The organism is Streptomyces sp. NPDC001135 (genome assembly GCF_053598395.1).
Map to the genome: position 1 here is coordinate 93,140 of NZ_JBSFKD010000004.1, position 18,024 is coordinate 111,163.

The 18,024-nt window shown below is 69.2% G+C and carries 15 protein-coding genes and 2 pseudogenes; 7 read left to right on the forward strand and 10 right to left on the reverse strand.

The features are described 5' to 3' along the window. Positions 1-147: 147 nt before the first annotated feature. On the reverse strand, positions 148-777 hold the full coding sequence (locus ACWC94_RS07510) for a pyridoxamine 5'-phosphate oxidase family protein (RefSeq protein WP_450795433.1): 630 nt from the start codon (positions 775-777) through the stop codon (positions 148-150). Positions 778-1,291: 514 nt separating this feature from the next. On the opposite strand from ACWC94_RS07510, the gene groL reads away from it, so the two are divergent. Both groL and ACWC94_RS07520 read left to right on the forward strand, forming a co-directional pair. Further along, positions 1,292-2,911, forward strand: coding sequence for a chaperonin GroEL (groL, locus tag ACWC94_RS07515; RefSeq protein WP_450795434.1), 1,620 nt, complete (start codon positions 1,292-1,294; stop codon positions 2,909-2,911). 240 nt (positions 2,912-3,151) lie between these two features. Further along, positions 3,152-3,364, forward strand: a complete 213-nt coding sequence (locus tag ACWC94_RS07520; RefSeq protein ID WP_450795435.1) for a hypothetical protein — start codon at positions 3,152-3,154, stop codon at positions 3,362-3,364. A 45-nt stretch (positions 3,365-3,409) separates the two neighbouring features. Here the strand turns inward: ACWC94_RS07520 and ACWC94_RS07525 are convergent, their stop codons facing one another. After that, a complete protein-coding gene (locus tag ACWC94_RS07525) occupies positions 3,410-4,852 on the reverse strand; it encodes a lipase maturation factor family protein (RefSeq protein ID WP_450795436.1) in 1,443 nt (480 codons plus the stop codon). 218 nt (positions 4,853-5,070) lie between these two features. Between ACWC94_RS07525 and ACWC94_RS07530 the strand changes: the two genes are divergently transcribed. From ACWC94_RS07530 to ACWC94_RS07540, 3 genes and pseudogenes are all read left to right on the forward strand, one after another. After that, positions 5,071-5,517 carry an STAS domain-containing protein gene (locus ACWC94_RS07530; protein ID WP_450795437.1) on the forward strand — a complete coding sequence of 149 codons (447 nt, stop codon included), beginning with the start codon at positions 5,071-5,073 and terminating at the stop codon, positions 5,515-5,517. A gap of 66 nt (positions 5,518-5,583) precedes the next feature. Next, a pseudogene (locus ACWC94_RS07535) lies at positions 5,584-5,847 on the forward strand (PAS domain-containing protein); the annotation flags it as partial. Between the two features lie 42 nt (positions 5,848-5,889). Then, positions 5,890-6,351, forward strand: a pseudogene (locus ACWC94_RS07540) (PP2C family protein-serine/threonine phosphatase); the annotation flags it as partial. A gap of 389 nt (positions 6,352-6,740) precedes the next feature. On the opposite strand, the gene ACWC94_RS07545 reads toward ACWC94_RS07540, so the two are convergent. From ACWC94_RS07545 to ACWC94_RS07575, 7 genes are all read right to left on the reverse strand, one after another. Continuing rightward, entirely contained in the window at positions 6,741-7,229 is a 489-nt protein-coding gene (locus ACWC94_RS07545) for a CAP domain-containing protein (protein ID WP_450795438.1), read from the reverse strand. Between the two features lie 276 nt (positions 7,230-7,505). Continuing rightward, positions 7,506-7,910 carry a hypothetical protein gene (locus tag ACWC94_RS07550; protein ID WP_450795439.1) on the reverse strand — a complete coding sequence of 135 codons (405 nt, stop codon included), beginning with the start codon at positions 7,908-7,910 and terminating at the stop codon, positions 7,506-7,508. A gap of 40 nt (positions 7,911-7,950) precedes the next feature. Then, positions 7,951-8,379 (reverse strand): septal ring lytic transglycosylase RlpA family protein, encoded by a 429-nt coding sequence (locus ACWC94_RS07555; protein ID WP_450795440.1) that lies wholly within the window; start codon positions 8,377-8,379, stop codon positions 7,951-7,953. Positions 8,380-8,509: 130 nt separating this feature from the next. Then, a complete protein-coding gene (locus tag ACWC94_RS07560) occupies positions 8,510-9,397 on the reverse strand; it encodes a glycoside hydrolase family protein (RefSeq protein ID WP_450795441.1) in 888 nt (295 codons plus the stop codon). Positions 9,398-9,427: 30 nt separating this feature from the next. Next, positions 9,428-10,252, reverse strand: a complete 825-nt coding sequence (locus tag ACWC94_RS07565) for a thaumatin family protein (RefSeq protein WP_450795442.1) — start codon at positions 10,250-10,252, stop codon at positions 9,428-9,430. 192 nt (positions 10,253-10,444) lie between these two features. Next, entirely contained in the window at positions 10,445-11,164 is a 720-nt protein-coding gene (locus ACWC94_RS07570; protein ID WP_450795443.1) for a chitinase, read from the reverse strand. Between the two features lie 564 nt (positions 11,165-11,728). Then, complete coding sequence (locus ACWC94_RS07575) at positions 11,729-14,029, reverse strand: ATP-binding protein (protein WP_450795444.1); 2,301 nt, start codon at positions 14,027-14,029, stop codon at positions 11,729-11,731. 604 nt (positions 14,030-14,633) lie between these two features. Here ACWC94_RS07575 and ACWC94_RS07580 point away from each other — a divergent pair. Further along, positions 14,634-15,230 carry a TetR/AcrR family transcriptional regulator gene (locus ACWC94_RS07580; RefSeq protein ID WP_450795445.1) on the forward strand — a complete coding sequence of 199 codons (597 nt, stop codon included), beginning with the start codon at positions 14,634-14,636 and terminating at the stop codon, positions 15,228-15,230. 498 nt (positions 15,231-15,728) lie between these two features. Here ACWC94_RS07580 and ACWC94_RS07585 read toward each other — a convergent pair whose 3' ends face one another. Continuing rightward, the gene (locus tag ACWC94_RS07585) at positions 15,729-16,418 is read right to left on the reverse strand and encodes a GntR family transcriptional regulator (protein ID WP_450795446.1); all 690 of its coding nucleotides are present in this window, start codon (positions 16,416-16,418) and stop codon (positions 15,729-15,731) included. A 113-nt stretch (positions 16,419-16,531) separates the two neighbouring features. Here ACWC94_RS07585 and ACWC94_RS07590 point away from each other — a divergent pair, with 113 nt between their 5' ends. Beyond that, on the forward strand, positions 16,532-18,004 hold the full coding sequence (locus ACWC94_RS07590; RefSeq protein WP_450795447.1) for an MmgE/PrpD family protein: 1,473 nt from the start codon (positions 16,532-16,534) through the stop codon (positions 18,002-18,004). Positions 18,005-18,024: the final 20 nt, after the last annotated feature.

The window sequence follows — 18,024 nt, forward strand, 5'->3', positions numbered from 1 at the left end:
TCGGGGGAAAGACCACCACCGCCGCTCGGCCGGGGCCCTTCACCCAAGCATCCACCGCCGAGCGGTCACCCGAACGAGATCGGTCCGTATGAACGATCCAGCGCGAGGCGTGTCACGCGGCTTGGAAATCGCTTCCGACACGATCAGTTACTGGTACAGGCGCTCCAGGTACTGCGAGCCGTAGTACGCCTCCAGGTCCTCCACGCTCTCCGAACGGCGATCGTGCGCCTTCGCGAGCACCGCGCGGGACGGCGCCGCTTCCGGCCGCCAGGTCTCCGGCTGCCAGACTCCGCCGCGCAGCAGGGCTCTCGGGCAGTGGTAGAAGACCTGGTCGATCTCGACGAGCAGGGCCAGCTGCGGACGATTCCCCTTCACCACCATGTCGTCGAAGAAGGGCGCATCGCGCAGGATGCGCGCACGGCCGTTGATGCGCAGCGTGTCGGGGCGGCCGGGGATCAGGTAGAGCAGCCCCACGTGGGCATTGGCCAGGATGTTGCGGAACCCGTCGGCCCGGCGGTTCCCGGGACGTTCGGGGATCGCGATCGTCGTGTCGTCGAGCACGAGCGTGAACCCGGCCGGGTCACCCTTCGGTGACGCGTCGCAGCTGCCGTCGGCGCCCGAGGTCGCCACCATGCACAGCGGCGACGCGGCCAGCCACTGGCGGTCGTGCTCGTGCAGGCTTGGCCGGACCTTGACCAGCGCGCCCGGTGTCGGCTCGCCGAGCAGTTCCCCCAGCTCGTCCGGTGACGTCACCTCGACCAGATCTGTGAGCAGCACGGACCTTACCCCCCTCCCATGGGTACGTGAACAGGTCGATCGTAGAGGACGGCTCGCTATCAGTGGCCGGTGCGAGGATCCACCGGGATCCGCACGACAGCACCCGGGCGGAGCCGCGCCTTGACGCCCAGGGGTTCCGTCGGAACCGGCTGCGGCGCGGCCACGGGTCACGCGGTTTGGAACTCGCTTCTCAGGAGGAATTGCGCCCGGCCATCTGGAGGTCACCGGACCGGCTCCCCCCGAGGAACCCGCTCCGTCCCGGCAGCCCTGCCGGTCCCTCTCGGACGCGCAACGGCTGACCGGGCGCGGCTGTCCGAGGCGGCGACTTGCCCCCGAGCAGGCCGAAGTGCTAGACGAGGAATCAGCACTCTCACAGTGAGAGTGCTAACGGCTGGGTCGGGTGACGTGCTCGTGCGGCCGTGAGGGAAACCTCCGGCGCGCGGGTGAACGTCGCGGGCGTCATCCCGGGCCACCGTCATCGACTCAAGGATTCGATGCAGAGGAGACCGTACCGATGACTGCGAAGATCATCGCTTATGAGGAGGAGGCGCGCCGCGCTCTGGAGCGCGGCATGAACCAGCTCGCGGACGCCGTGAAGGTGACGCTCGGCCCCAAGGGCCGCAACGTGGTCCTGGACAAGAAGTGGGGCGCCCCCACGATCACCAACGACGGCGTCTCCATCGCCAAGGAGATCGAGCTTCAGGACCCGTACGAGAAGATCGGCGCCGAGCTGGTCAAGGAAGTCGCCAAGAAGACGGACGACGTCGCCGGTGACGGTACGACCACCGCGACCGTGCTCGCCCAGGCCCTGGTCAAGGAGGGGCTGCGCAACGTCGCCGCAGGCGCCAACCCGATGGCTCTCAAGCGCGGTATCGAGAAGGCCGTCGAGGCCGTATCCGCGGCCGTGCTGGAGCAGGCCAAGGAGCTGGAGACCAAGGAGGAGATCGCCAACACGGCCGCGGTGTCCGCGGGCGGGGACCGGGCGATCGGTGAGCTGATCGCCGAGGCCATGGACAAGGTCGGCAAGGAAGGCGTCATCACCGTCGAGGAGTCCAACACCTTCGGCCTGGAGCTGGAGCTCACCGAGGGCATGCGCTTCGACAAGGGCTACATCTCGCCCTACTTCGTCACCGACACCGACCGCATGGAAGCGGTCCTGGAGGACCCCTACATCCTGCTCGTCGGCTCCAAGGTCAGTGCGGTCAAGGACCTGCTGCCGCTGCTGGAGCAGGTGATGCAGGAGAGCCGGCCGCTGCTGATCGTTGCCGAGGACGTGGATGGCGAGGCGCTGGCGACCTTGGTCGTCAACAAGATCCGCGGCACGTTCAAGTCGGTGGCCGTCAAGGCCCCGGGCTTCGGCGACCGCCGCAAGGCCATGCTCGCCGACATGGCGGTCCTCACCGGGGCCACGGTCGTCTCGGACGAGGTCGGCCTGAAGCTCGAGCACGTCAGCACGGACGTCCTGGGCCGGGCCCGCAAGGTGGTCGTCACCAAGGACGACACCACCATCGTGGAGGGCGCCGGCGACGGCAGCGCGATCGAGGGCCGGGTCAAGCAGATCCGCGCCGAGATCGAGCGCTCGGACTCCGACTACGACCGCGAGAAGCTGCAGGAGCGCTTGGCCAAGCTCGCCGGCGGCGTGGCCGTGATCAAGGCCGGCGCCGCCACCGAGGTGGAGCTCAAGGAGCGCAAGCACCGCATCGAGGACGCCGTCCGCAACGCGAAGGCGGCCGTCGAGGAGGGCATCGTCGCCGGTGGCGGCGTGGCCCTGCTGCAGGCGTCCGAGAAGGCGTTCGAGAAGCTGGAGGTGGACGACGAGGAGCGGACCGGTGTGGAGATGGTCCGCCGCGCGCTGACCGCTCCGCTGCAGCAGATCGCCCGCAACGCCGGCCTGGAGGGCGGTGTCGTGGTGGAGAAGGTACGTACGCTGGCCGTCGGCCACGGTCTGAACGCCGCGACCGGTGAGTACGTGGACATGCTGGCCGCGGGCATCATCGACCCGGCGAAGGTGACCCGCTCCGCGCTGCAGAACGCCGCTTCCATCGCCGCGCTGTTCCTCACCACGGAGGCCGTCATCGCCGACAAGCCCGAGGAAAAGGAACCGGCCGCCGCCGGGGCCGGCGCCGAATTCTGATCGCCGCGTACCCGGAGCCGGACCGAGGCGGGCGCCGGTGGCCGCAACAGCAGACCGCCGGCGCCCGCCCAGCGGCGCGCAGGGGAACCCCGGGGGACTCGTGCACCGGCAGCCGACCGGAACAGGTGTGGTCAGCCTGTTGCCGTTCTCCTGAGCCCGGAGGGATCGTGGCACGTAGGCCAGACGCCCGGTGGAGAGGAGCGCCGCCAGCGCTGCTCCGGTTCATCTGCAGGGGGCGACATGAGAGTCGAAGTGGTCCAACCCGCTGCCGGCGTGTTGTTCGGCGTCCCGAACGACACGCACGAGGAGATCATTACGCTCATCGCCGCCGTTGCCAGGACACCGCAGGCACACGTCTCCGGTCTGGCCGCGGCATTCGGCGAATGGTGCTGGCTTGTCTACACCATCCACGACGACATCCTCGAAGTCCTCGACGTCGGCTGCGCACGATGACCCCGAAAGCCGAGCCAGGGCCGAGTCTCCCGCGGAACCCGGGCCTCATGCGCTGGATACCGGTTGCCGCTTGGCGACGGCCGGCACGTACTCGCCGAGGAAGGTGCGGCTCCACCAGGCACCGTTCGCGCGCAGTTCCGACCAGCTGGTGAACCGGTACTCGTACAGGCAGATCCGGACGAAAGCAGGCGCCGAGCCCGGGAAGGGATTGCGGCGCAGTAAACTCAGGACGGCCGGGTTGCTCTCCAAGAGGGCGAGGAGGAAGGCGGGGAGCCAGCCGGCCGCGTACACAGGGGAGAGCGCGGCGAACCACATCAGCCAGTCCAGCCTGAGGTGGTACGGGGCCACCTGCGGCGGAAGCCGCCGCATGCCGCCCGGCTTGCCCTTGAAGACGTACTCCTGCCACACGGTCTCTTCGGTGATCTCCGGCTCGTCGGTGCCCTCGACGATCAGCTCGTACCGGGTGCGGCCCACGCTGCCGAACGCGCCGTAGGTGTTGACCAGGTGCAGCGGAGTGAAGGACGCGTTCATGACCTGGCTGCGGGAGAGCAGGTTACGCACCGGCCAGTAGCTGAGCACCACCACCAGGGCGGCGACAGCCAGCACAAGGCCCTCGAACCACACCGGTGCGGCGGCGAAACGCGGCGCAGGAGGCAGACCCAGCGCGCCGGTGACCTGCGAGCCGCCGATCGCGGACAGCGCCAGCACGATCGTCAGCCAGTTCAGCCAGGCGAAGTTGCCGGACGCGACCAGCCACAGCTGGGTGGTGATCACCAAGCCGGCGGCGATGCTCGCCGCCGGCTGCGGAGCGAACAGGCCAAACGGCACGAGGAGTTGTGCGACGTGGTTGGCCGCCGCCTCCACGCGATGGACGGGCTTGGGGAGGTGGTGGAAGAACCAGCTGAGCGGGCCGGGCAGCGGCTGGGTCTCGTGGTGGTAGTACAGGCACGTCAGATCCCGCCAGCAGGAATCGCCGCGCAGCTTGATCAGCCCGGCGCCGAACTCAAGCCGGAACAGCAGCCAGATCAGCAGCCCTCGCACCGGCACGGGCGGTGCGACGTCGTCGTTGCCGAGGAAGATCGCCAGGAAGCCGGCCTCCAGCAGCAGGTACTCCCACATGAACCCGTACCAGGTCTGCCCGACGTTGACGATGGACAGGTACAGCGCCCACAGCAGCGCCCACAGCACCGTCGCCGCCCACAGCGGCAGCCGGTCCGGCACCCCCGCCGCCACCGCGGCGGATCCCGCGGCGCCCGTCCAGGCCATGGCGGCGAAGAAACGGTCCGAGTAGTGCAGCTGGAAGATACTCGGAGCCCGCCTGAACGGCACCTGCGCGGTGAAGCGCGGTACCGGCAGCAGCCCCCGCTCCCCGATCAGCCCGCGGAACTGCAGGGCCGAGCTGACGAACGCGACGCAGTACAGCACGGCCAGACCGCGCTGGAAAAGCATCCGGCCCAGCCAGTAGTCAGGGTCCGTGAACCAGTCCATGACGGCATGCCTCCGCACATGCCTGGCGCTCACACTCTCTTCTCGTCATCTTGACATTTACCCCGTTCGTGACCTATCTAATTATCACAAATATCTAGATTGCTCCGACTTGTCGGCGATGTGAGAGGAGGGCCGGGCAGCCGACCCGGCCAGGGTCCACCGGAAGGCACCCGTTGTACCGCTGGGGTCTGCCCGGCCTGCGGAAAGGGGTGGTCAGAGTGGATCGGCGTGACGCCTCCCTTTCCCTGTCCTGGCGCCCCGAGCGCGGCCGGCTGATCGTGAACGCGGCCGGAGAGCTGTCCATGACGACGCGGGCGGAACTGCGGGCCTATCTGACGCTCGTGACCTCGATGCCCGGCAGCGACCCCTCCCGGCTCGTCATCGACGTCTCCCGCGTGACCGCCTGCGACGCCATGGGGCTCGGCGCCCTGTTCGGTGCACACCTTCGTGCCACCTGCTATGGCGGCCAGCTCCATCTGGTGTGCCCGGAAGGACCGTTGCTGCACGTGCTCGACGTCACCGGCCTGCGGCAGGCCGTACCGGTACACCCGACCGTGGCTGAGGCGCTGCCCTCTTCCCTCACGCCGACGGCCAGGCCGTCGGGCACGGTGACTCCGGCACCAGGCGGCAACCGCGACCAGCACGAAGCGGACGGCAGGGGGTGAGCGGAGGCGATCAGGTACGCCGGATTCCGTCCGAGCGGCGGGGACGGCTTCGTCCCGGCCACCGAGCTGGCGGCCGCCGCCGTCGACGCCCGAGGAACGGTCACCGCCTGGAGCCCCGGCGCCCAGGCCCTGCTGGGCTACACACCCGAGGACATCGTGGGCCGCGCGGCCGCCGAACTGCTCGAGGACGAGCTGCCCGACTCCGCACGACGGCACCTGGCCGACCGGCAGGCATGGATCGGCCGGGTCCTGCTGCGCGACCGGGCCGGCCGCACGATCGAGGCCGAACTACGCGCATGCCCGCTGCTGAACGGCAAGGGCGAGGTGCAGTGGTTCCTGCAGGCGTCCGTGCCCCAGGAGAGCGACGGCGCCGCCCTCGCACTGCAGCGCAGCCTGCTGCAGCACCACCTCCCCGCCCAGCAGGCGCTGGAGACGGCCGCCCGCTACCTGCCCGCCGATCCCCACGCCGGCGTCGGCGGGGACTGGTTCGACGTCATCGCCCTGTCCGGCGCACGGATGGCACTGGTCGTCGGCGACGTCGTCGGCCACGGCCTGAACGCCTCCGTGGCCATGGGACGGCTCCGCACCGCGGTGCGCACCCTGGCCGATGTCGACCTGCCCCCGGACGAGCTGCTGTCCGACCTCGACGACCTCATCCTCGACGAAGTCAGGGGCGGCACCGAGATGGCCGGGGAGATCGGCGCGACCTGCCTGTACGCGGTGTACGACCCGGTCACCTGCCACTGCACCCTGGCCAGCGCCGGCCACCCGCCGCCCGCCGTGCTCACCCCAGATGGCACCGTCTCCTTCGTCGACGTCGAACCGGGACCGCCGGCTTCAGTGCCACGGTGATGTCGTTCTTCTTCACACCAGGCAGATCCACCTCGAGGAGGTAGGCGTCGTCGGTCTCCTCCAGATCGGCCCATGGGGCCCACGCCTCACCGGCCAGACCGCCGCCACCGGGAACAGCCGACTGCCACCGCCGCCCCATGCGCTCGTACAGGTCCTGGAACTCCCTGAACGGCCCCACGCCAGACGGCTCTGCTCATGTCGCACAGGAAGCGTGTCCGTACCCAAGGCAGTGGGGTGCTGTTGGTGGAGACGGTCCATTGCTCCATGTCAAGGCCGGCGGGCGCGCTGGGTGGGGCGAACTGCCCGGTGTGCGCAGCGGGGACCGGCGAACGACCCGCGGCCCCCCGAGGGGAGGGGGCCGCGGAGCCGGCTCAGAACTTCGCGCCGAAGTCCTGGGTCCAGTAGGTGCCCTGGGTGCTGCCGGGGTTCGTCACGTACCCGACGCCTATGTGCCTGAGCGAGCAGTTGAGGATGTTCGCCCGGTGGTCGGGGGAGTTCATCCAGGACTTGACCACGTCGGCCGCGGTGGTCTGCCCGGCGGCGACGTTCTCGGCCAGCGCACTCCAGCCGGTGTAGCCGGCCGCCTGGACCCTGTCCACGAGGCTGCTGCCGTCGGAGCCGGTGTGCCCGACGAAGTTGTGGTCCGCCATGTCGGCGGTGTGGTTCTGGGCGGCTTTCGTGAGTGCGCTGTTGCTCGTGAGAGGCGGACAACCGGCCTTGACGCGTTCGGTGTTGGTCAGCTTGATGACTTCCGACCGCATCGTGGCAGGGTTCGAGGACGCCGACGCGGGGGCGGCAAGCAGTGCGGTGGACGCCACCGCGCCGATCGCGATCGCTGCCAGGTTCCGGGGGACTGACATGGTTCTCTCCCAAGAAGGGCAAGGCACCGCGGCCCGGCGGGTCGTTGTCGGGGAGCCGGACCCTTGACCGGGCGGCCAAGGTGTTCCGGCGGTACGAACTCCCAGGGCGGAACGGTGCGTGGTCGGTACTCGGCGCGGCCGCCGTCTTCCACGGCCGCGCCGAGTGGTTTTCCGTGCGAGCCGGCTGAAACCTGCGGTTCGCCGGGTGTTGCGGGTGGCGCATCACATGCTGGGCGGCCAGGGATCGAAGACCGCCGGTCAGGCGCCCGTCGGTCGTCAAAGGGACTTGATGGCAACCTTTTTGAGGAACGCGTAACCCGGGAACCTGAAGACCTGGCCCTCACGGTTGAGGTCCTTGTCCTTCTGCTCGCCCATCGCGGTGACGTAGGTGACGGTCACCCGCATGAGCTCGCCGTCGGCGGGCTTGAGGTTGATCGCTTCGAACGGGGTCAGGTTCTGGACGTCCGTCGTGGTGCCCTGGCCGGTGAAGCAGAGTCCCTCGTCACCGGTCTGGAGCCGGACGAAGAGGTGGCTCCCGGGAGTGGTGTGGTGCGCGTCGCAGCGGTGGATGACGGGGGCCGCGGGAGCGGCCGCCCCGGCGGGGGTGGCGAGAGGGACAAGGCCGAAGCCGGCCGCGAGTGTGGCCAGTCCGACTACCGTCCTCTGCCTGATGGTGATCACGAAGCTCTCCTCCTGGTGGCAGTGGATCGAGAGCCCGGGATCAGTTCAGGACCTTCTGCTGGACCACGATGTGGCCGGCGTCGGGGTTGAGGCTGCCGCCGAGCCGGCCGAAGGCACCGTCGGTCAGGTCGAGGCACTTCGGCTCCTGCGGCGTCTGCTGGAAGGTGCCGCGGTCGTTGATGCGCACGACGAGGGACTTGCCGTTCGCGACGTTGGTCACCTTCACGCGGGTCCCGAACGGCAGTTGCGGATTGCGTGTCAGTGAGGTCGCCGCGGTGTTCTTGGTGTTGTCGAAGACCTCGCCGCTGGCCGTGAGGGCTCCGGGGGGTATGGGACCGTAGTGCGTCGCCCAGCAGGTCCCGGCCTGCGGGGCCCTGGGCGCGGCCGAACTCGCCGGGGAGAGCCCCAGTACGGCGGTCAGCGCGACGGCCCCTGCGGCCAGTGGGACGTAGAGCTTTCGCTTGCTCATGCTCGTTCCTCGTTTCGTGTGGCTTCGTTTCACGGCGTGGTGGAGCGGTCAAGGGAGCGTTGTGCTCCTTGTCCGTGGCGGCATGCGTGCGCCCGGCCCGGCTGTTGCCGGACAAAGGGTGGGGTGTTTCTCAGCCGGCCGAGCGATAGGCGGCGCCCACCTCGTTGGCCGTCGCACCGTTGTAGAGTCCGGTGCCGTCACCGCGGCTGGTGGAGAGGGTGAACCAGGCATACCGTTCGACGAACGGCAGCCCCTGCAGCATGGCGGTCGACTGCTTCACGAACGCGGCCTGCTGTGCCTGTGTCGGATACCTCGGGGTGCCGGTGGAGAAGTCGATCAGTGCGTACTCGGTGAGCCAGATCGGCTTCTTGTAGCGGTCGTAGGTGGCCTGGAGGTAGTTCCGCAGCTGGGCTGTCGCATGCGTGGCGTCGAAGTCCCCGCCGTACCAGTGCAGGGGAATGAAGTCGACCTTGTAGTGACGGCTGGCGGCGCCCTTCATGAAGCGGTCGAGCCAGCCGTCTGCGACGTCGGCGCCGGTGGCGACGGCGGGCGCTCCGAGCCGCATGCCGGTCGACTGCAGCCGGGGCCACAGATCGAGCGCCTGCGGCACGGTCATGTCGGCCTGCCCCGGCATATCGGGTTCGTTGAACCCGAGCAGGGTCTTACCCTGCTGTTCGGCCTGGCCGAGTTCCGCATCGGTCACCGAGCCTTTGCCCCAGATCATGGGCACGAATTCAACCCCGGACGGCGGTGTGATCTGCTGCTTGCCCGAGGACCAGGTGTAGAACCAACCGGCTTTCGAGTCGGCCAGCGCGTGGGTGACGCCGGTGAAGTTCCAGGCGCTGACGCCCTTCTTCTTCACCGTGGCGGAGGACGCGTTCACCGCGCCGGTGGGCGTGCCCGCATGCTTGCCGAACGCGAGCAGGGTCAGAGCCGCCAGAATCACGGCGAGACCACGTAAGGTGGGTGTTTTCCGCATGGCTTCTTCCTTTTCGTCCGGCCGTTCGTCAAGCCGCATGCACGGCCAGGGGGACCGCGTGGTCCGCGGTCACGAGGCGCGGTGGAAGGTCACGAGGAAGCCGCTGCACTTGCTGCACTGCTGCATCACCTTGTTGCCCGGCTCCTGGTCCTGCCGGGACCACCCATAGGCTTTCGGGCAATGGGAGGCGATCATGTCGCTGTAGGCCGTCCTGGCGTCCCGGTTGGGGTTGGTGCACAGCATCGGCTTGCCGTCCGCCCAGCGCGTCAGATTGCCCGCGGGACAGTTCGGCAGCAGGTTGTTCGCGCAGCCCACCGTGTCGCACCCGCCACCGCCGGGGCTCACGTTCCGGGGGGCGATCGTGATCGGCACCGAGAACGCGTTCACGTAGCTCACGTCGTACCAGGGAGCGACAGCGTCCGCGGAGTCGAAGTTGAACTCGGCGAGGCTGACGGGCTGTTCTCCGGTGCCCTTGGCGCAATGGTCGGCGAACTTGCCGCAGTCCCCGACCGCACAGTGGAAGGTGCTGCCCGGTGTCCCGGTACATCCCATGCGCGCGAAGAACTTTCCGCGCCAGTGGCCGGGCGCCGTCGTCTCGGGAATGGTCACCGTCGCCGACTGGCCGGGCTCCAGGATCGGCAGCTTGTCGAAGTTCTTCGACTCGTCGGCGTTGACTGCGCTGCCGATCCAGATCTTCCTGCCGGTGCTGTTGACGAACGTGACCGTGTGGTCGACCGCCGCCGCGGCAGCCGGTGCGACGGAGTGTGGAGCAACCGCACCCGCGCCCGTACTCGGTGTGGCCGCCGGCAGCGCTGCTGCGATCGCGGCGACCAGGCCGGTCAGGAGGGTGGTCAGGGAAAGTCGCAGGGGGATTTTGAGAGGTGTTCTGCGCATGATTCCTCGCCGGATGACGTGAACGAGCGGGTTCTGAAGGGCGCGAGAAGGCGACCGCGGCAAGGCGGAGGGGGAGGCCGGTTGTGTGCCGGCCTCCTGGGGCCAAGGGCGTCGCCTGCCGGCCAGGCACCACGGTGGGTGCGACAGCGTGCGATGCGGCGTGGTGGTGGCGGACCGCCGCCACCGGCGCGATCAGCAGGTCAGCTTGTCTCCGGGGGCGACATTCAGGGTCTGCGTGAACTGCCGGTAGAGGTTGACACGGTCCTGCATCTCGGCGGGGTTCCGGCCGTTGCACTCCAGCGCGCCGTTGATGCTGCGGATCGTCTCACCGAATCCGGCACCGCTGACCATCGCCTTGTGCGGCGTCATGGAGCCGGGACCCGACTGAGTGGTCCAGTACCACAGCGCGGTCTTCCACGAGATGGTGGCGTCGGTCTCCACGAGGTTCGGGTTGTGCAGCAGGTCGATGCCCAACGCGTCACCCGCTGCCTTGTAGTTGAAGTTCCAGCTCAGCTGCATCGGTCCGCGGCCGTAGTAGGCCGCCTGGCCGGCCGGGCAGCCGTACGGCTGGCTCGCGTCGCAGTAGTGCGGGTAGTTGGCGGGGTTCTGCTCCTTTGTGTAGCGCAGGCCGCCGGTCTCATGGCTGACGTTGGCCAGGAAGGCGGCCGCCTCCTGCTTCTTGACCGTGTCGCTTCCCGTGTGGGCGAAAGCCGGGAACGAGTTCATCGCGTTCCGCAGCCCGGCATAGGTGTAGAGCGGGTTCTTGTTCGGGAACATGTGCTGGAACTGGGTTTGGCTTACGACGAAGTCGGCCGAGACCGCCGCGGGCTTTGCGGTCACGGCTGTGGCAGAAGCGGCGGGAAGGACAACCGTCGATGCGGCGACCACCACTGCTGCGGCGGCCACGGCCATGCGGGTAGTGGACATGACAATGCGCACGGAGAACTCCTCGAAGGGTGCCTGGACGGGGAGGACGATCCGCTTCCGGCGCGACCACCGCTGCACGCCCGCATGCGCACGGACATGGGCGGCGTCGAATCAGCAGGCGGGCCTCTTCCTTTCGGTCACCGCCACGGGATCGAACTGCGCGTACAAGAATCCTCAGCCCGGAGAGCCGCCGCATCGGCAATGCCCACCGTTACGCCGACGTGACGCCGACACCGGTCCCATCTCCGCCGCCCTGTCGCGCTGCACAGGGGCATGCGGCCTCCGAGCGGGCCCCGCCGCCGGTGGCACAGGACGGCGGCCCGGAGCCGTAGAGGAAGACATGACGCGTCGGCGGATCGGGCGGCCTCGCAGCCTTGGCGTCGGCTCCAGCGACCACAGCACGACGTACGAGCGCACAAAAAAGCGCCGCCAGGGGTCACTTATCTCCCCTGGCGGCGGCCGCCGTGCCTTCCTCACCCCGGCGGCTCGAATGCCGCTCCGGCTCGTCAACGGCGCATCAGCGGACGTGGTTTGCGGTGACCAACACCGTTACACCACGGCCCCGGCGGCCCCTCCTTCGGTGCGTGTGGGCACGGCCTGCGCCCGCCGTGCGGACCATGCGGCGACATGGGTACGGGAACGCAGTCCGAGGGTGGTGCGGATATTGCGGACGTGGGTCTCGACGGTGCGAACCGACAGATACAACCGGGCCGCTATCTGTCGATTGGTGAGTCCGGCAGCCACCAGGTCGATCACCTCCCGTTCACGCGGGCTGAGCGGGTCGTCCCCCTCGGGTGCGGTTGCCGGCTGTTCGTCCCGTGCGTAGTGCACGATCTGTCGTGGACCCAGCCGGCGCCCTGCCGCGAGCGCACCCTCGGCCCGCGCCCTGGGCAGCGCCCTCAGCGCTGTGGCCGCCGCCTCCTCCACCCGCGCCCGGAACCAGGGAGGCAGTACGAGGGCGGCGGACACGTCGTACCTTTCGACGGCCGCGAACAGCCGCAGCGCCCGCTCGAAACGACCGCCCCGCGCCGCGCTGACAGCCAGGCCCCAGAGCGCGGGACCGGCTGCGCCCAGGTGAGCCGCGTCGCTCACGTGGTCCGTGTCTCCCAGCGCCTCGGCGAAGTACGCCTCCGCCGCAGCGCAGTCGTTCCGTTCCAGGGCAAGGACGCCGGCCGTGTGCAGGATCACCCGTAGCAGGACCGGATTGGCCTCGCCCCGCAGGATCGGGAGGGCTTGGTCAACCAGCCGCACCGCCTGGACCGTATCGCCGACACCGAGCAACTGCCAGGCGAGGAGGATCAGGCAGAACGCGGTCATGACGCGATCGCCGACCCGGTGGCTGATCTCCAAACACTCCTCGAGATCGGCCCTCGAGCTCTGGTCGCCGTGTTGCGTCCGGGCCAGGCTCAGTACCAGCAGCATGCGGCAGATCAGATGATCGCGGCGCTGCGGGCGCCGGCGCTCGAGCGTCACTGCCCGCAGCGCAAGCTGTACCGCTTCGCCGGCGTTCCCCTCCCACGCGATGAGCAGCGCCTGCATGCACAGAGCGATGCTGCGGTCGGCCGCCCCCGGATCCGTTCGTTCCAACGCCCCGGCCAGCATCGTCCGGGACTCCGCCGCGTACCCCCGGTTGATGTCCACGAGCGCAAGCGCCCCGGCGAGGAGGAGCTGGCGCGGGTCGCTTCCCACGCTCAACCACTGCAGCAGAGACGTGAGATTGTCGCGTTCCTCGTCCAGCCGTCGGCAGGTCCTGGCAGGCGTGAGTGCTGCCTCCCGGAACGGGAGCGCGAGTTCCGCAAGCCAGTCCACGAGACGGTCGTAGGCCCGTATCTCCTCGCCTTCGGCACGGAGCCGTTCGTGCCCGTAACACCGGATCGACTCCAACATCCTGAACCGGGCGGAACCTGCCCGGTCGGCACCGGCGACGATGAGGGACTTGGCTTCAAGGCCGGCCAGCAGCTGCGGCACGGCCGACGGGGGTATGTCATGGTCCGCGGCGACGGCCGCGGCGGCATCCGTCCCGAACCCGCCCGGCAACAGCGACAGTGACCGGAACAGCGACCGCTCCTGAGGCGTCAGCAGGTCATAGCTCCATTCGATGGCCGAGCGGAGACTCTGGTGACGTCGATCCGCCGTACGCCATCCGCAGGTCAGGAGGGAAAGGCGGTCGTCCAGCCGATGGTGGATCTCGCCCGGCGGAAAGGCCCTCACGAGGCCGGCCGCCAGCTCCAGCGCCAGCGGCAGCCCGTCCAGCCTGGCGCATAAGGCGACGACGTGTACGGCGTTGTCCTCGGTGAGCTGGAATCCGCAGGAGACGGCCTGAGCCCGGTGGACGAAGAGCCGGACGGCGTCCGAGCGCAGCAAGCCGTCGAGTGATCCGCCGCCATCGGAATCCGGCAGGGAGAGACCGCCCACCGAGTACACCGTCTCGCCCGGCAACCGTAACGGTTCGCGACTGGTGGCCACGACGCGCAGGCCCGGACAGCGGGGGAGTAACGCGCTGAGGGCCAGCCCGCAGTCGTCGAGCACATGCTCACAATTGTCGAGCACCAGAAGCCGATCGCGGTCGGAGCCCGACCCGCTCCGTGCCCCCACCATGGGGGCACGCGCTTCCCTGGCTCCCGCGAGCGCTTCGGTGATCCGCTGCCGCGCTTGCTCCCCCGTGGTCGCCGACGCCAGTTCGACAAGGCTGACGTCACAGCGTCCGCCGCGCTGTTCAAGGGCGGTCAACTCCACCGCCAGGCGTGTCTTGCCCACACCCCCGGGCCCTGTCAGGGTCAGCAGTCGTGTGGCGCGCACCAGCCGCTTCAGCTCCACCAGCTCATCGACGCGGCCGATGAAACTGCTCAAACGGGTTATTCCGGTCGCAGTCGAAGTACCCATTCCGTCGTCCTTGAGCCGCTGACGGTAGGCGCGCTGACGGCAGGCGTTCGAGCAGTATCGCGGACGCCTCTTCCTGGCCCTGATGTCATCTGCGGAGCCCCGGCGCATCGGTCCGCCGCACATGTCGCAGGAGAACGTGGGTGATTCAAGCCGAATCCCATGAGAATCTACGTCGTGCTGCACCTGATACTCCTTTCGATCTACGGCGGGAGTTCCTACTTCTCCGTGGCTGCGTCTCAGCAGTGGCCGGTGGTGTGTCCAGGCGGCGCTTACCTGCAGCGGTCGGTCGTCACTCGGACTCACGACGCTGAACGCTGTTGGATCTCGGGCGGGCCAATGGATGGAGGGCGGCATCGTCAACGGGACTTTTTTCGGGGCCTCTTCACTGCCGCCTGCCGGGCGTGAGCGCATGGGTATGGCTGATCACACCCTTCGGAGCCCATCCGGTCCGTGGGCCGACCTCGGCGGCCGGCGGCACGAGTGAAGCACAGCAGCTGACGGTTCTTCAACCACTGAAGTTTTTAAGCCACTTAAGGCTTTGCATCGCTATGGAACCTGTTAGGTTCGATGTGTGACCGAACCGAACCGTTCAGCGCCCGGCCTGCGGCAGCGCAAGAAGGCCCGGTGCCGCCGGGCACTGGCCGACGCGGCCTTGAGGCTGTTCCTCGAACGCGGCTACGACGCGGTCACCGTGGCGGAGATCGCCGATGCCGCCGACGTCTCGGTGCCGACCCTGTTCTCCTACTTCCGCAGCAAGGAAGCGCTGCTCTTCGACCTGGAGCCGGAGATCGACGCCGGCCTCGTTGCCGCGGTCGGTCAGCGCTCTCCTGGCCGCGACGTACTCGACGCGGTGCAGGAGTACCTGATGTCACTGCCTACAGCGGATCCGCGGGAGCGCGAACAGTTCGAGGCGTTCCTCGCCCTCGTGCACGGCACCCCGGCACTGCGCGTTTACTGGCAGCAGATGTGGCTACGGCACGCGGACACCCTGGCCGACGCGCTCGCGGCCGACCGCGGCCTGGACACTCCCGACCTGCGGATCCGTGCAGTGGCCCGATTCATCATCGACGCGCTGATGCTCGTCACGCTCGAACCGGATCCGCCGGCAGCGCTGGCCGACCTGCTCACCCTGCTGCGCTCCGGGCTGGACGCCGCCGGCCTGCCCTGATCGACGATCGACCTGCCAGTCACCCGGGGAGTCTTGGAGCGCCTGCAGTCATGACGGGCGGCCCAGCCCCTCAAGCCCCTGCTGACCGGCGCCACTTTCGTGGGGGGACTCGCCGGGGTCCCGCTCTTGTCCGGGCTCGCCGACCATCCTGATCGATCTGGTCGGCCACGCCGTCCTCCCGGTGGTGCCGGCCTCCGCTCAGGACGCGACGCCCCTCATGGTGCTGCGGGTCCTGCTCGGTGTTCGTATGCGGGCCGAACCAGCCTTGGATGACAGGCACTTGACCGAGCTGATGCCCGCGGCCCGACACGGCCGTGTGCTCGCCCGTGCCCATGCCTTCGGGGTGCTCGCCGTCTCCCGGTGGCGGGCGTTCCGGCCGCCGGGCTGCCCCACTCGATCGCAGGGATCCCCCCATCGCGGCGGCTGTCACCGCTGTGGCCGAACCGGGTCCGAGGACCCATGCGGCACCGCTGGACGGTATGTGAAGTGGTGCGGCGGTCAGCCCTGCTCGGTAGGTGCGAGCAGGCGGTGGAAGTCGCCCTGTCCGCCGCTCCGGTGCTGCGCCAGGCGGCGCAACGCGAGCGGTACGTCGCTGTGGTCGAAGGCGTCGACGATGCCCTCGTGCTCGTCGAGGATGGCCTGCGCCCTCGCGCGGTCACCGGCGGCGGCCGCGCGCCGGTAGGACAGGGCGCGATGCGGTTCGAGGGCTTCCCACAGCTGTGTGATGAAACGCAGCAGCCACTCGTTGTCGCAGCGGTCGAGCAGGGCGAAGTGGAACCGCCGGTTGGCCCTGATCACACCCAGCGCATCGGCCGCGTCGACGGCGGCCCGCTGCTCCTCGAGAGCGGAGCGCATCGCGGCGATGTCCTCGTGGCGCAGGCGGGCGGCGGCGCACTGCTCGGCCTCGGCCTCCAGCAGCTCCCGGACCTGGAAGATTCCGTCCACGCTGTCGGGGCTCAGTTCAGTGACCGTGTAGCCGCGCTGCGGCGCGTAGGTGACGATGCCCTCGCTCGCGAGCGTCTTGAGGGCCTCGCGGACCGGGATGACGCTCAGCCCCAGCTGCTCGGCAGCCGCGCTCTGCCGGATAGGGGCGCCCGGTTCGAGGTCGCCGCGCACGATCGCGTCGCGCAGCTCGGCCAGGGCCGCGGCCTCGGCGGTGCGGGGGAGAGAGGTTCGCTTCAGTGCCACACCGACATGCTAGCGAGCAATCGCCAAAACTAGATGTTATAAATTCTAATGTGATGGGGTCGCCGAGTGCGGCCACTCGTTGCCGCTGCTGCGCATCTACGGAGGTGAGCGGGATGTCCGCACCGACGCCGACGGCTGCCCGAGGGGCCGCCATTCCACCAGGACCCACCGACCCCGACGGCCCCACGGGCCGCCTGGCCCGCTGGCTGAGCGGTACGGCACTGGAAGACATCCCTGCCCGGGTACGGGAACGCGCCGCCCACCTCGTCCTCGACGGCCTGGGCTGCGCCCTCATAGGCGCACAACTCCCGTGGTCCCGCAGGGCTGTTGATGCCGTCCTGGCCATGGAGGGCGCCGGGAGTACACCGCTCATCGGCTGGGGGCGTGCCGCCGGCGGCCCGGCAGCCGCGGTGCTGAACGGCACCTTCATCCAGGGCTTCGAACTCGACGACTACTTCCCCCGTGCCCCGCTGCACAGCGCGTCCCTCGTGCTGCCCGCCCTGCTCTCCACCACGGCGTCGCAGGGCAATGTCTCCGGAGCCGACTTCCTGCGCGCCGCCGTCCTCGGGTTCGAGACCGGTCCGCGTGTGGGGCTCGCCCTGCACGGCTCACAGATGCTCTCGCGCGGATGGCATTCCGGATCCGTGTTCGGCACCCATGCCGCGGCGGCCTCCTGCGGGGCACTGCGCGGACTGGATCCGGCCGCCTTCGAGGACGCGCTGGGCCTGGCGGCCACGCAGTCCGCCGGCCTGATGGCCGCCCAGTACGAGGCCATGTCCAAGCGCATGCACCACGGCTTCGCCGCCCGCAACGGGTTCTACGCCGCCGGGCTCGCGCAGGCCGGTTACACCGGCATCAAAAGGGTCTTCGAGCGGCCGTACGGCGGATTCCTGTCCACCTTCGGCGAGGGTCACGATCCGGACGCCTCCCAGATCACCAGGGACCTGGGCGAGGTGTGGCACACCGAAGGCATCACCGTGAAGATCCACGCCGCGATGGGCGGCCTGCATCCCGCCATCGATGCCGCTCTCGCCCTGTCGACCGACCGGGCGCTCACCACGGACGACATCGAGTCGATCCGCATCCATGTCCCCGACGCGATCCACCACCACGGCTGGTGGCGGCCCGAGCGCCCCCTCACCACCATCGGCGCCCAGATGAACATCGGCTACGCCGTCGCCGTCGCCCTGCTGGACGGCCAGGTCGGTCCCGCACAGTTCCACGACGAGCGCATCAACGCCGCCGACGTGTGGCAACTGATCGAGCGCACCGAGGTCCACCTCGACAACGCCCCCCAGGACCCTGCCTGGACCGAACCGGGCTACAACACCCGCGTCACTCTCACCCTGCGCGACGGCCGGGAGCGGACCCGTGCGCTCAACCAGCCGCACGGCGGCCCGGACGACCCCCTGACCAACGCGGAGATCCGCGCCAAGTACCGGGCCCTGACCACCCAGGTCACCGACGCCTCCCGCGCGGCCGAGATCGAGCGGCTCGTACTCGACCTCGAGAACCAGGACCGCGTCGACGGCCTGATCGACCTGCTCGCCGCCCCCGTCCGCGGCGCCCTCGATCCGTACACGTAGGACACGAAGGGAAGACAACG